We start from the raw sequence: 14324 nt of genomic DNA, 5'->3' as shown, positions 1-14324 counted from the left end.
AACGCATCTTAGCAGATTCTTTATTAGCTCCCAGCCCTTGAGCCGCGCGGGGTTGGTATGTTCGATGCTTGTACACGGGCAATGCTTACCGTAATTTAGATCAGTTATGGTATCGCAGCTGCAACCGATCGACATCGTATTGATTCAGGTCCCGCCCTGGGGGCCCGAGGGCCCGCCGTTGGGCCTGGCGCAGGTCTCGAGCTTCCTGCGCCGACGCGGCGTTACGACCCTGGTGATCGACCTCAACATCGACTGCTATTGCGCTGCGGGGCGGCCCGAACTGTGGAGCATGGACCACAAGGACGAGTGGGTCTACGACTCGCGGCTGGAGCAAACCTGGGAGCTGATGTCGCCCCAGGTCGAGCGCGCGCTGAAGCGCATCGAGTCCTCGGGCGCGCAACTGGTCGGCCTGTCGGTGAGCAGCGACAGCCTGGCGTTCGCCGACCGACTGCTGGCCCATTTGCGACGCAGGTTGCCCGGCCTAACCCTGCTGGTGGGCGGCACAGCCACGGGCACAGCCGTGCAGCGCGAACGCTTCACCCCGGAGAACGTCGATCTGATGGTGGTGGGCGACGGCGAACTGACCGCCCTGGAGCTGATCCAGGCGCGCCGGGAGGGCAATCGCCCGGCAGGCATTCCCGGCCTGCTGACAGTCTCCGGCGGCGTGCTCGGCCCGCTCAAAACCCGGCCATACTCCGAGGATCTCGACCAGCTGGGCTGGCCCACGTTCGAGGAGTTCGAGCTGGACAAGTACGCCACGCCCAACCTGCCCTTGATCGCCAGCCGCGGCTGTCCGCGCGGCTGCACACTTTGCAACGACCGAGTGCTGATGGGACCGTTGCGCCGCCGCTCGGGCCGCTCGCTGTTCGAGGAACTCAGCGCACACATCGAGCGCTACGGATGCCACGATTACATGCTCAACGACCTGGCGATCAACAGCAATCTGCCCCAAATGCTCAAGCTCTGTGGGCTGATCGTCGAGTCGGGCCAAAAGATCCGCTTCAACGGCAATGCCTGGGTCTCCGACCTGCTTGACCACGATGCGCTGACCTTGCTGCGCCAAGCGGGCTGTCACACTCTGAGCCTGGGGATCGAAAGCGGCTCGGACCGCGTGCTGGGGCTGATGAACAAAGGGTTTAAATCCGAGCAGGCCCTGGCCCAGATGCAGCGCGTTAAGGACGCCGGGATCAGGCTCTGGATCAACATCGTCATCGGCTTCCCCGGCGAGACCGAGCAGGATTTTGATCAGACCCTCGAGCTGATCGAGCGCGGTAAGACTTTAATCGACGCCATTTCAGTGCTAAACACCTGCAACGTATTGCCCGGCTCGATCCTGGCCCAGCGGCCGGACGAGTACGGCATCGTTCCCACGTCCGATGCGCGTTGGTTCGAGGTCGACTGGATCGGACGCGACGGCAACACCCCGGCCTCGCGCCGCGAGCGCCAACTGCGCGCGCTGAAGCTTGCCGAGGAGCTGCACCTGGAGGTCAGACAGAGCAACGTGAGCTTCGAGGGCGAGAGCAGCTTTGCCGCGCACAGCGGGCTCGACCTGGCGCTGATCCTACCGCCGCCGTTGGCCGCAGGCATGCCCGATTGGGACATGGCCGCGCTGGACGAGTACCTGCGCGCGCGCAACCTCTCGGTGCGACTGCTCGACCTGAACATCGAGACCTTCTCGCGCTTCGCTCAAGACGGTCAGGCCGACTGGCCCGCTGAAATCTGGCGCGACAGCGGACGGCCCGAGGGCCTGGACAATCTGGCCAAACGAATCAAGATCGACCTGCCCGGTGCCCTGGCGCGCCTTAAAGCGCTGGCCCCGCGCGCTGTCTACGTGCACGCCACCCAGCCCAACCGGCTTTTGGCAGCCAAGCTGGTGCGCGGGTTGGACGAGCTGGAGTGCCGTCCGCTGATCATCGTCGGTGGACCGGCCGCGATCTCCGAGGCCGAACGCACGGCATTCGAGCGCGGCGTGGACTACTTCGTGCTCGGCGACCCGGAGAAGACCGTACACGAGCTGGTGTCGCTGGCCGACGAGCTGGACGGGCGCAACATCCGCGGCGCACTACGCGGAAAAGACGACGGCAAGTTCTGGCCGCGCGAGCCGCTTCGGCCGTTGGACCTGTTGCCTGCGCCGACGTTCTCCTGCTTCGCGCTCAACCTCTATACCTCGCCCTCGCTACCCGTGCGCCTGGGGCGCGGCTGCTCGTTCCGTTGCGCGTTCTGCGCCGAGCAGCCGATGGAGGGTCCGTTTAGACCGCGTTCGGCGCGACCGGTGTTCGACGAGATGCTTGCCAACCGGCGGCGGCTGCGGCGCAACGAATTTTGGATCGGCGACCTGATCGCCAACGCCGACCCGGGCCTGCTGCGCGAGTTGGCGCGGCTGATCGCCGAGTCGGGCGAGCCGTTGCGCTGGCGCGCAAATGTTACACCGCGGCCGGACATGGACGCCGAATACTTCGCCGCGCTGGCGGCCGGCGGCTGCATCTCGCTGCACTTCGGCGTCGAGTCGTTCTCCAACGAGATCCTGACGCTGATGAACAAGGAGTACGACGCGCAGTGCGCGGCGCGGAACCTACGCCACGCCCACGCCGCGGGGATCCGCACCCAGGTCAGCCTGATCGTCGGCTTCCCCGGCGAGACCGAGGTCAGCTTCATCGACACCGCCCGCGGCCTGAGCCAAAACGCAAAGTACATCGACGCCGTGGACCGCCTCGGCCCGTGCTTCGTGCCGCCCGAGAGCCAGCTCGAACGCTCCCCGGCGCAGTTCGAGGTGCAACTGTTCGATCGCGACCGCTATCGCTCTTGGAGCTACCGCGGCTACAACAACGCCTCCTGGCGCGACAAGAAAACCGTCGAGCTGGCGCTGTTCATCGAAGGGCTCGAGATTGAGTTCAATTCGCATGCCGTGGTCGGAGCGCAGCACCCACTGCGTCAATACGAGCACGACATCCGGCGCAGGCTGCGCAGCAAGACCAGCCCGCCGGCCGAAGTTGTGCTGGTCACCACACCGCCCTGGGGTTTTGACAATCCGCCGGTAGGCCTGGCCTACCTCTCGAACTACGTGCGCGCCCACGGCTCGTGGGCCGAGGTCTTCGACTTCAACAACGAGATGTACAACGCGGCGCACGAGCAGACCAAGCTGCTGTGGCACGTTGAGAACAAGAACTACTGGTCCAACGAACACACCTTCAAGGTGCTGGTCCACCTGTTCAACGGAATGATCGACCAGTGCGTGGAAAAACTGCTGCTCACCGACCCGCCGTTGGTCGGCTTCTCCGTGGTCGACCCCAAAGAACGGATGACCATCGAGTTCATCCGCCGCTTCCGCGCGATGAACAAGACCGCCAAGATCGTCCTGGGCGGGCCCGCGACCTTCACCCCCGAATACCGCCAAATCTTTATTGACAACATCGGCGATCTGATCGACGGGATGATCGTCGGCGAGGGCGAGTCGGCGTTACTCGAGGTGATGGGGCGCGTACGCGAGGGGAGCGCGTTCGACGACGTGCCCGGCGTGTTGACCTGGGATGCCGCGGGCAACGAACGTTACGAACCGCGGGAGCTGATCGCCTCCCTCGACAAGGTGCCCTGGCCGCGTTACGAGGAGTTCGACTTCGACGACTACCCGGCCCAAAGCCTGATCGTCGAGTGGAGCCGCGGCTGCATCGGCGCCTGCACGTTCTGCAAGGGCCGCCACCTCGCCGGAGCGTACCGCGCTCGCTCGGCCGAGCAGATATTCGAGGAGATGCGGCACCACGTCGAGGTGATCGGCATCCACGACTACACGGTCTGCGACCCGCTGATCAACGGCGACCTGCCGAACCTCGAGCGGCTGTGCGAATTGATCATCGACTCCGGGCTGCGCTTCGCGTGGCGCGGAGAGGGCATTCCGCTGGCCGGCATCAGCCGCCGACTGCTGGACAAGATGGCGCGCGCCGGGTGCATCGAGCTGCAACTCGGGCTCGAGTGCGCCTCAGAGGTCGTGCTCAAAAAGATGAATAAGCTGCGCTTCTTTAAAGTCGCCGAGGCGCAACGCGTGATCCACGACACCCACGAGGCCGGGATTAAAACCTGCCTGTTCAGTATCATCGGCTTCCCCGGCGAGACCCGCGAGGAGTTCGGTAAGACCCTGCAATTCGTAAGCGACAACGCGGAGTGGATCGACCAGATCAAATCGATCAACAGCCTGCACGTGATCACCGGCACCGACCTGCACCGCAATCCCAAGCGCTTCGGCATCACATTGCCCGACCACGACTACCACTACCTGTGGGTCGGCGAACACGGCAACACCATTGACGAGCGCAACCGCCGCATCCGCGCGCTGCTCAAGCTCTGCCGCGAAAAGGGCATTGAGGTGCGCGAGACCAACCTGGCCGAGGGCAAACAGTACGACCTGGCCGACCGGCTGGCCGACGGCTCAATCAACGTCGCCGATGCGATGACCCAAATGCTGACCCAGATCAACGCGCTGCAAAGCTTTGACGACGGCTCGGGCCAAACCGCGCCGCCCGAGGCGCTCGATCAACCCGAGCCGGAGCCCGCGCGCGAAACCAAGAGCGATATCCAGCCCAAGTCTTTGCGCGAGGTGGAGCCCGCAGCCGAACCCGCGCAGCAGCGCGAACAGCCCAAAGAGCCCACGGCCGATCGCGGCCCGGGCATCGACGCCACGGACCCGGCCCAGCGCAAGGGCTTCCTGCGCGACAACCGCGATTTGCAGGGCGTACTCAGCGAGCCCGGCCACGTGTTCACCGGCCCGGAGATCTTGGAAATCGACCTGACGTGCAACTGCAACTCCAACTGCGTGGGCTGCTGGGTGCACTCGGACATGCTCGGACCGGACAAAATCTCGCCGGCCAAGCGCAAGCTGAACCTGCCCTACGCGGCGGTGGAAAAACTGCTGGTCGAGGCGGCGACCATGGGCACGCGCATGGTGCAGCTCACCGGCGCGGGCGAACCATTTATGCACCCGCGAATCATGGATATCATCGCGCGGGCCAAGCAGCTTGGACTGGCGGTGACGCTGATCACCAACTTCACCCTGGTCAACAAACGCCGCGCCAAACAGCTTGTGGAGCTGGGCGTGGACAACATCACGGTCAGCGTCTGGGCGGGCAGCCCCGAGGTCTATCGCACGACCCACCCCAAGCTGCCCAAGAACACTTTTGACAAGCTGCGCAGCACCTTGCGCGAGATGCACCTGGAGAAATTGCGCCAAGGCAAGACGCGGCCGCAGGTCAAGCTCTACAACGTAATCAGCACGCTCAACGCCCACGACATCGGCAATATGGTCGACTTTGCCGTGGATTCGCTGGCCGAGTTCATCGAGTTTACGCCGATCGACATCGTGCCCGGCCGCACCGAGAGCCTGGCGCTTTCCGACGCGGACCGCGAGCTGATAGCCGAGCAGCTGCGCACGCTGACCCTGCGCGATGATTACCTCGAGCTCGACCCGAGCAAGGGGCGCGAGCAGCGCGGCGGCGACACCGAGTCGCACGAGTTCGCGCGCTTTGTCAAACGCGACACCCTGGCCAAGGGCTTCAAGTACGAGCTGGACGACATCGCGCGCTTCGACGCGCTGTGCAAGCGCAAGGAGTGGCAGCTCGAGGTGCGCGAGGACAACACGGAGCGCAACGCGCTGCTGTTTTTCTACCCCGAGCAGCAGTGCCGTGAATGCGAGCTGATCGAACATTGCGCCATCGACAAGACCGGGTTCTTCGTGGCCGCCGAGTTCGTCAGCTTTTTAGGCTTCGGCAGCTTCTACCGCCGGATCACCAGCCCCGGCGGCACCAGCGGCCGCTACGACGCGGAAGTGATCGACAAGCTGCCGTGCACCGTGGGCTGGACCTACGCCCGCGTGCTCACCAGCGGTGACGTGATCCCCTGCTGCAAGGCCGACGACCTGCCCCTGGGCAACCTGCACAAGAACACCTTCCGCGAGATCTGGACCAGCGAGCGCTTTCGCGAGTTCCGCGTAAAGGCCCGCGACCTGTCCAAACGCGACCCCTACTTCGCACCGATCCAATGCCTCAAGGCCTGTGATAACCTTGGAATGAACCGCGATGCCAAGCGCCGACTCGACGAACTGAGCCGCGAGGAGCGCGACGTGCTCAAGGACGCGGGGCGCAACGAACCCGGTTTGGACTACTGATGAAGTCCCCATTACGGCGTACGATTCGCCTGGCTGTGGGCATTGACTGACAAGCGTTTCAAGATCGCGCTGGCGGCCGCGATCATCTTCTATGTTCTGGTGCGGCTGTGGGCCTTTGCCGGGTCGGACAACGGCATCGACCAACACCACAACGCCTTTGACCGCGCGCTGTTCGTGGTCCACCAGTGGCTGCCCGATCCTCGGATCATGCCCGACGAGGTCTACCCGCCGGTGCACTTCTATTTGCTGGCCGGGGCGCTGTCGGTCTGGAACAACCTGGAGCTGGCGCCGCGGGCGCTGAGCCTGCTGTTCTCGCTGTTGACGTTGGCGCCGTTCTGGATCTTCGGACGCTACAGCGCGGGGCGCAACGCCACTGTGCTGGGCATCGTGCTGCTGGCGATCTATCCGCTGCACGTGCGGCTCTCGGTGGTCAGCCTCGACAGCGCGCCGTTCCTGTTTTTCGCACTTTCCGGCCTGGCCATGGCCGTGTTGGGCAGGCAGGCCCAAAGCGGCAAGGCCTGGCGCTACGCCTGCGCGGGCCTGCTGCTCTCCATCGCCGCCATGACGCGCTTCGAGGGCTGGCTGCTGCTGCCGCTGGCCCCGCTGATGACCGGCCGCCGCGATCTGCGGCATTTGCCGCTGCTGTGGGCCTGCGCCGCCATCGGACCGCTGCTGTACATGGTCGACGTAATGCGGCTGTACAACGATCCGCTGTTCTTTTTAAAGGCCGCGGGCTCGATCAGCGGCTACCACCTGCAACGGATTTCGCTCTACGTGCGGCTGCTGGGCTGGCCCGGCGTGCTGCTGAGCACGGCCAGCGGGCCGCTGCTGCTGGCCATCGGCCTGGGGCTGCTGCTGGCGCGCATCGAGCGCCGGGCGCTGTGGCCCGCGGCGCTGGTCGGGCTGCTGTTCTGCGTATTCGAGCTGCGCACGCTGGCCGGCAGCTTCGCCTATAACGAGACCAAGTACACCGCGCTGCTGGTGATCCCGCTGCTGCCCTACGGCGGGCTGGCCATCGAGCGCATCGCCACCTTGCGCTCCGGCCGCAGCGGAATCGCTTCGGCCGCGGCCGCCCTGGCGATTATCTGCGGCGTGGGATTGTGGCACGTGAGCATCGACCAGCAACGCTGCCGCGCCACGGCCGAACTCGAGAGCCTGGTGGGCTGGTTGCGCACCAACGTCGAGCCGGACCAGGCGGTGCTGATCGGCGTGCGCGATCAGGGATACATCCTCACGCGCTCGGGTCTGCCCTACGACTCGTTCCTGATGACCAGCTTTGACGAGCAGACCGGCAGCATGGACCCGCGGACCTTTGCGACCAGCCTCGCCGATCCGCGCGCCACTTTCCTGCTCTACCCGTTTTTCGGCGGCACTCTGGACTTCGACCCGTTCCTCGGGTTCAAGCCCGACACCCTGCGCGCCCGCGCCCACGGACACCTGTTCCTGCTGGAACACCGCATCGGCCACTGGAATATCTACCGTATTTTAAACGACGACGAGTGACGCGCAGGACTGCGCCGTCCAATGTGCGCAGGAGATAGCGCGTGTTAGACGCGGCGGCCGGGGGGCAGGATCAGCGACACGGTGCGCGGCGAACCCAGGTAACCGGCGAACGGCGGCCCGACCAATAGGAACAGCCCGAGCTGCCAAGGCCAGCTTGCGCCGCACAGCGCCAGCAGCATTCCGGCCAGGGCGACCATCGCCAGCCCCAGAAAGAAACGGCTGCCGCGCGCCCAGCGCTCCACAGCCAAAAAGACCATTGCTGCGATCAACCATGACAGGGCCATTGTTGCCTCCGGATTCTTCCCAATGCCTTGCCTGTACTGTTCATGAATAGTCCAGGCTTGTGGAGTATACGGCGCGCGAGCCCGGATGAAAACCGGCCCGCATTATTCATGGGACTTCTACTGCTCCGCACAATCTGGTCCTGAGCCCGGTCGAAGAGTTACGAAGCCTCATGAATAATCAGGCTAGGCGAATGAAATACAGTGTTGCAGACGTAGACCCTTCACTTCGTTCAGGGTGACATGATGCGTACTATATCGTTGACATCGAAAGATATTCGTCATCCTAAAGTTCAACATGACGATAAAGGCCCTTGGCCGAAGGATCTACTCCACGGATGGTGAATTAGGTTAATATTGCCTATTTCACCCGCAGCAGCCCGAGTCGTCGTCGTCATCATCATCGTCGTCGTCTGCGCTGTCGTCGTCATCATCGTCATCACCGTGTGTGTCGCTGTAGTCGTAGCGAGCCTTCCAAACGATATTTCCGTCGCTGTCGTATTTGATCGTTAATGCGTCACAGAGGGTATAATCACTGCCCAAACAGGAAGTGCCGGTCACATAGATATAGTTACTGTTATCTATCACCAATCCTCTTATTAGGTCTTCATATCCATTCTCATCATAGGTTTGAGCCCATAGTAAATCACCATCGGCATTGTATTTCAATAAAACATAATCTGCTGAGCTTTCAATGCCTTTTCGTGTGCGTGCCGATACGTATATATTCCCCAAGTAGTCATTGGCAACCTGCATTGCACCGTCGTAGAAATCCTCACCCTCTTGGTTATAGGTGGACAACCACGTTTGATTACCTTCGGCGTCATATCTGGCTACCAGAATCTCGCCCCTGTCTTGAATTAAATTATCAACGCTATCGCCACAGATGATTACTCCACCATCGATATCTACAATCACGTCTGAAAAAGAGGTGGTGGGGTATCCTCCCCTAATTGTATCCTCCCATTCCTTTGTACCATCAACGCCTATTTTCCGAATGATCGCCATATCAATGTATACACCGGCGTCATATACATTACCCGCATCGTCAGCTACAACGGAATACAAGCAACTTTTGTACGGATCGATATCAGGGATACTTTCCTTCCAAACCACTTCTCCGTCGGAAGCGAACTTCACCGTCAGACCGCGACAGGGATAATCGTAACAGCCTTTTCCAGTCATGTAGATGCCGTCGGATCCGCCAATTGATAAATCCAATGGTAGGTTATATTTATTGGGGCCGCTGGCTGTCTGATGCCATTGAACATTGCCGTCGCCGTCATACTTAACCAGCAGATAATCGCCGCGCGTAAAGTATTCATTTACATCGGCCATGCCTGCTACATAGATATTACCGCCCGAATCTATACATATGGATTCTCCCCACAACCGATCAATACTATAAAAGCCTCCCGATGAGATCTCTGTGCCTTCGGGATCGTACTTGACGAAACCGAAAGCTCCGTCATCCATCACAACAATATCGCCGTAAGGATCGATCTCAATTGCCGAGGCAAAGGCTCCAAGGGAGAAGGTCCTTTCCCAAACGATCTCACCGTTCGGATCGTATTTCACCGTGACAACTCGGGTGTCGTTGACCGTGCAGGTCATATATACGTTGCCGTCGTCATCCACGTCCAACCCCCAACCCCTTTCCTCAGAGGCCATCGGTGCTGTTGCCAAAGCAAGGAGCAGGCAGGCAACTACGACTATTAAATAAATACGATTCATTATTTCCTCGGCCAGTAACGACCGTCCTTATATGCCCCATATTCCGTATAAGATGATTATACCAAAATTCAGAGCGTGGGCAAATCTTTTAGTACGGCCGGTCGATAGCGTCACTGGGCTCGGCGGCTCTGGTAAAAATCAGGGTCCGGCGGCAGCAAGAATCTTCGGGCAATCTTGCTTTGCCCTTTGGGCGCTGCTACGTTTAATGTAGCGAACATAACCAACCTGGGTGGTGAAACAACCGTGGAACAGCAACTTTCGCAATTACTCGAAGAGGTGATCGGCGACCGGGTGAGCGGGGCCGCGCAGGTCACGCGTAAGGCGGCGGGCTTGATCTCGCAATGGATCGAGCAGACGAGCAAGCCCGAGCCGGAAAATTTCCTGGAGCTGGGCATGATGCTGATCCAGGGCCAGCCCTCGATGGCTCCGGTGATCAACTTGGTCAACGACGTGCTGCTGGCAATGCATCAGGCGCAGGAGAACGGGCTCAAGGCCAAGCAGGGGCTGTTCGAGTTCATCCACGGATTCACCGAACGTCAGAGCAGCACGCTGGAGAGCACAATCGCGGCCGCGCTGCCGCTGGTCAAGCCCGGCGACCGCATCGCCACCCACAGCTACAGCTCCACGGTGCGCGACATTCTGCTCGGGGCCAAGCGCGCGGGAGTGGCGTTCCAAGCTATCATCACCGAGGGTCGGCCCAACCTCGAGAGCCGCACCCTGGCCCACGAACTAAGCAGCGGCGGCATCAAGGTGGAGTTCGTCACCGACATGGGGCTGTTCCCGCTGATGGACAGCATCGACAAAGTGTTTCTCGGCGCGGACGCGGTTACCTCAAGCACCCTGGTCAACAAGGCGGGCACCTGCGCCATTGCCGCGCGTTGCCGCCAGTTGGGCATGCCCTGCTACGCCTTTGTCACCCAGGAGAAATTCCTGGCGCCGCAGCTCGAACCGCTGTTCAAGATCGTCGAGCACAGCCCGACCGAGGTCTGGGGCGGCGCGCCGGACGGCGTGACCGTGCGCAACATCTACTTCGGCCGCACCCAGCTCGACGCGCTCTCGGGACTAGCCTGCGAGCAGGGTCTGCTGCGACCGGCGCAGGTCGAGGCGTTGATCGCCAAGCGGCCGGTGAGCGGACTATTGACGGGGTAGATCGCTTGATCGATCTGCACATCCATACCAGCCACAGCGCGGACGCCGAACACCCTCCGCAGCGAATTTTCCAGATGGCCGCTCAGATCGGCCTGCACAGCATCGCCTTTGCGGACCACGACTCGGCAGCAGGGCTGGAGCAAGGCGAGCAGCTCAGCGCGGAATACGGCATCGAGTTCATCCCGGGCATCGAGCTTAGCACCACCCACGATCAGACCGACCTGCACCTGCTGGGCTACATGATGCACTGGCGCTCCGATAGCTTCCGCGCTTGGCTGATGCAGATCCACGCCGAAAAGATGCGTCAGGCGCGACAGATACTCCAGCGGCTGCAGGAGCTGGGATTCGCCGTGCAGATGCACAAGGTCGAGGCTCAAGCCAAGGGCATGGCGCCCACCGGCTCGTGCTTCCTGCTGGCGATGTTCGAGGAACCGGACAACAATAACGATCCGCGGCTGGCCCCCTACCGGCCCGGCGGCGCGCGCTCGGACTCGCCGTTCCTCAATTTCTATTTGGATTATATGGCCGCGGGAAAACCCGCCTTCGTGCCCCTGCCCGGCGTGGGCACGGCCGAGGCCATCGTGCGGCTGCGTCAGGCCGGGGGCGTGCCCGTGCTGGCACACCCCAATCGCACGCAGATCAAGGTCGTGGACGAACTGGTCGAAGAGGGGCTGATGGGCATCGAGGCCTTTTCCACCTACCACGACTCCGAGACCAACCGCCATTGGCTCGACGTGGCCTACAATCGGCACCTGATCGTCACCGCCGGCTCTGATTTTCACGGCAGACGTTTCAAGCCCGAAATCGAGCTGGGAGGGGTCGAGGGGAACGACGATGCGCTGCTCGCGCCGCTGAAACGCATGGCGCAAAGACTGATTCAATAAACAAAAGGCCCCGCGCGTGCGGAGCCTCTGAAGGTCGATGGAAGGGACGAAGGGGCTCGAACCCTTGACGCCTGGAACCACAATCCAGTGCTCTACCAACTGAGCTACGTCCCCTGGGCCGACAAAGGCTAATCAAAGCCCCATAACGTGTCAAGGGATTCGCATCTACGGACATCGGGGCCTGCGGGCGCACGCCGCTCGATTGACAGTTTCCCAGCATATCCTGTAGCCTTTGGACAAATTTAAAGGCAAAAAATGGGGCTTATGAAGCTGCTCTCCAAACATCTCGGCGACCGGATCAATCAACGTTGGGCCTGGATCGCTGTGCTCACCGCGCTGTACCTGGCGCTGCCCTGCGCTCCGGCTTACGCCCGCGTGTTCTTCCCCGGCGTCAAGCCGTTGGCCATGGGCACTGCATTCGTGGCAGTTGCCGACGATTGCAACGCGATCCAGTTCAATCCCGCAGGGATCGCCCAGCACGAGCTGTACTGGGTCGACGCCAACTACCAGCGCTCCGAGTTCCTCGTGCCTCCCCTTGGAGGCCCGGACGAGTTCAAGGAGATCTGGGACATCTGGCACTTCTCGATCGTCGATTCGGCCACGACCAACCCGGTGGCCGCGGGCGTGAGCTTCACGGGCATCGATTTTCCCAACCATAATTTCAAGGAGAACGAGGACTACCGCATCTACCTCGCGACGGCCGGCAACTTCTACGACACGTTCTTCTTCGGCGTCAATTATCAGTACGTCAAGCTCAAAGAGGACGAATACGCCCTGACCGGCGACGTGGGCATGATCCTGCGCCCGACCCCCTGGATCGGCGTGGGGCTGGCCTCGCATCATATCCTCGGGCCCGCGCCCAAAGACGATCAGCCCGAGCTGTACCGCGACGTGGTCGTCGGGCTGGCCGGCCACATCATGGAATACGCCACGATCACCTTCGACGTTACCAAGGATTTCGACGCGGACGCGGACAAGACCTTCATGTTCGCCACCGGAGCCGAGGGAGTTATGTTTCAACGCCTGGCGCTACGCGGCGGATACCTCTGGGACGAGATCCAGGAGCTCGATTTCTACAGTGTCGGACTGGGTTGGTACGCGGAAACCGGGACCATCGGTTACACGTTCCGCGGCAACGTCGAGCGCTCGCGCACCTTCGACCACTCGATCGAGATCTCGGTCCAATTCTGATACGTCAAGCGCCCGTGGTCTCGGCGTCGGGCGATCGATAAACAGCGACGGATCACAGCATGATAAAGCTTAAAAGCATCGGACGAATACTCGGGTTCCTGCTCTTCTTCCTGGCGGTATTCGTCCTCTCCCTGGCGATCAAATTTCCCACCGAGGCGGCTGTACGCTGGGCGCTGGTCGAGCTGCAGGACAGCATGAAGATCAAGGCCGAGGTGCGCAGCATCGAACGCCACAACTTAAGCGGGGTCCGGCTCGAGGGCGTCGCGCTGTCGTGGGACAACAAGCAGGCGCTGACCTTCGCCGAATTCGACAGTCTGCAATTGTGGCTTAACCCGTTTCCGCTGCTGTGGGGACGCGCCAGCCTGCACCTGGACGTGGCGGCCTACGGCGGTAAGCTCAGCGGACGCTTCAGCGCCGGCAGCGGCAGCTCGGACATCGATTGCGAGCTGCAAGACCTCGACATCGCACGGCTGGACCTGCCGCGTTACATCCCCGGCGGCCTGGCCGATTTCAGCGCCGCGGGCAAGCTCTCGGGCACAGTGGCGCTGCACCTGGTGCGAGACGCGCGCCCGGCAAACGGCGACAAGTCAGGCGGCAATCTCGATCTGGACCTCAACGGCCTGTCGATCTCCGGGATCAAGCTGACGATCCCGCTGGTCGGGCCCTTCGAGATCGACCCGATAGCGTTCGATCCGACCAAGCTGGTGCTCGAGCTGCGGCACCCCAACCTGACGATCAGCCAGGGGACGCTGCTCGGCGAGCAGGTCGAGGTTTTGCTCTCGGGCAAGATGACGCTCAACAGCAGCGACTTCATGAAGAGCAACTACGCCTACACCGCCAAGTTCAAGCTCGGCCCGCAGTTCGATCAGCAGTACGGCATGGCGCTGAAGATGGCCGCCGGCCAGTTCAACATCAAGCAGGACTCCCAGGACTACTACCGGCTGGACCTGCGCGGCTCGCCGTCCAATCCGCGCATCCAGCAACTGCGCTCGCGATGAACAAGCTGGTCGAGTTCAAGACGCGCGTACTGTTCGGCGACACCGACGCCCTGGGCATTGTCTACTACGGCAACTACCTGCGCTTTTTCGAGATCGGCCGCGCCGAGTGGTACCGCACCCTGGACCTCCCGGGCACCCACTATTTTGACAACGACCGCTACCTGGTGGTGATCGAGGCCAACGTGCGCTATTTGCGACCGGCGGTCTACGACCAAGTGCTGCGCATCCGCACGATCCTCACCGAGCTGAGCGGCGCGCGGCTGCGCCTGGACTACCAGATTGTCGACGATCCAAGTGGCGAGCTGATCGCCACGGGATACACCCGACACACGACCACCGACCGCACGGGCCGCGTGCGCCGCTTTGCCAAGGATTTCATCCAGCGGATGTCGGCACTGCTCAGCGATGGCTTTTAATAAGTCGGCGCAAATCG

At 61.9% G+C, this 14324-nt stretch carries 9 protein-coding genes and 1 tRNA gene; 7 read left to right on the top strand and 3 right to left on the bottom strand.

Going from position 1 to position 14324, the window contains the following annotated elements:
• Positions 1-106 precede the first annotated feature (106 nt).
• Together P9M14_14565 and P9M14_14560 are read left to right on the top strand one after the other, a co-directional pair.
• The gene (locus P9M14_14565; protein ID MDP8256970.1) at positions 107-6151 is read left to right on the top strand and encodes a radical SAM protein; all 6045 of its coding nucleotides are present in this window, start codon (positions 107-109) and stop codon (positions 6149-6151) included.
• Positions 6152-6193: 42 nt separating this feature from the next.
• On the top strand, positions 6194-7654 hold the full coding sequence (locus P9M14_14560) for a glycosyltransferase family 39 protein (protein MDP8256969.1): 1461 nt from the start codon (positions 6194-6196) through the stop codon (positions 7652-7654).
• Between the two features lie 44 nt (positions 7655-7698).
• On the opposite strand, the gene P9M14_14555 is transcribed toward P9M14_14560, so the two are convergent.
• Entirely contained in the window at positions 7699-7938 is a 240-nt protein-coding gene (locus tag P9M14_14555) for a hypothetical protein (protein ID MDP8256968.1), read from the bottom strand.
• A 363-nt stretch (positions 7939-8301) separates the two neighbouring features.
• On the bottom strand, positions 8302-9669 hold the full coding sequence (locus P9M14_14550; protein MDP8256967.1) for a hypothetical protein: 1368 nt from the start codon (positions 9667-9669) through the stop codon (positions 8302-8304).
• A 243-nt stretch (positions 9670-9912) separates the two neighbouring features.
• Between P9M14_14550 and P9M14_14545 the strand changes: the two genes are divergently transcribed.
• Positions 9913-10818, top strand: a complete 906-nt coding sequence (locus P9M14_14545) for a hypothetical protein (GenBank protein MDP8256966.1) — start codon at positions 9913-9915, stop codon at positions 10816-10818.
• Positions 10819-10823: 5 nt separating this feature from the next.
• Entirely contained in the window at positions 10824-11702 is an 879-nt protein-coding gene (locus tag P9M14_14540; protein MDP8256965.1) for a PHP domain-containing protein, read from the top strand.
• A 38-nt stretch (positions 11703-11740) separates the two neighbouring features.
• Here P9M14_14540 and P9M14_14535 read toward each other — a convergent pair.
• Positions 11741-11816: transfer RNA gene (locus P9M14_14535), tRNA-His, on the bottom strand.
• 141 nt (positions 11817-11957) lie between these two features.
• Here P9M14_14535 and P9M14_14530 point away from each other — a divergent pair.
• Genes P9M14_14530 through P9M14_14520 form a run of 3 tightly spaced genes read left to right on the top strand, consistent with a single transcriptional unit; the run spans position 11958 to position 14307 of the window.
• Positions 11958-12893: a hypothetical protein gene (locus P9M14_14530; protein MDP8256964.1), complete on the top strand. Its 936-nt coding sequence runs from the start codon at positions 11958-11960 to the stop codon at positions 12891-12893.
• A 59-nt stretch (positions 12894-12952) separates the two neighbouring features.
• Positions 12953-13891 (top strand): type II secretion system protein GspN, encoded by a 939-nt coding sequence (gspN, locus tag P9M14_14525; GenBank protein ID MDP8256963.1) that lies wholly within the window; start codon positions 12953-12955, stop codon positions 13889-13891.
• Positions 13888-14307 carry a thioesterase family protein gene (locus P9M14_14520; protein MDP8256962.1) on the top strand — a complete coding sequence of 140 codons (420 nt, stop codon included), beginning with the start codon at positions 13888-13890 and terminating at the stop codon, positions 14305-14307. Before gspN ends, P9M14_14520 begins: the two co-directional genes overlap by 4 nt.
• Positions 14308-14324 lie beyond the last annotated feature (17 nt).

This window comes from Candidatus Alcyoniella australis (assembly GCA_030765605.1).
Classification (GTDB): Bacteria; Lernaellota; Lernaellaia; order JAVCCG01; family Alcyoniellaceae; genus Alcyoniella; species Alcyoniella australis.
The sequence above is the reverse complement of the archived record's forward strand: the minus strand, read 5'-3'. Positions and strand labels throughout refer to the sequence as shown.

What these genes read in the sequence shown, in the direction of transcription:
- P9M14_14520 (MDP8256962.1), top strand. Translation starts at nt 13,888, where the DNA reads ATGAACAAGCTGGTCGAGTTCAAGACGCGCGTACTGTTCGGCGACACC.
- P9M14_14530 (MDP8256964.1), top strand. Translation starts at nt 11,958, where the DNA reads ATGGGGCTTATGAAGCTGCTCTCCAAACATCTCGGCGACCGGATCAAT.
- gspN (MDP8256963.1), top strand. Translation starts at nt 12,953, where the DNA reads ATGATAAAGCTTAAAAGCATCGGACGAATACTCGGGTTCCTGCTCTTC.
- P9M14_14565 (MDP8256970.1), top strand. Translation starts at nt 107, where the DNA reads ATGGTATCGCAGCTGCAACCGATCGACATCGTATTGATTCAGGTCCCG.
- P9M14_14555 (MDP8256968.1), bottom strand. Translation starts at nt 7,938, where the DNA reads ATGGCCCTGTCATGGTTGATCGCAGCAATGGTCTTTTTGGCTGTGGAG.
- P9M14_14550 (MDP8256967.1), bottom strand. Translation starts at nt 9,669, where the DNA reads ATGAATCGTATTTATTTAATAGTCGTAGTTGCCTGCCTGCTCCTTGCT.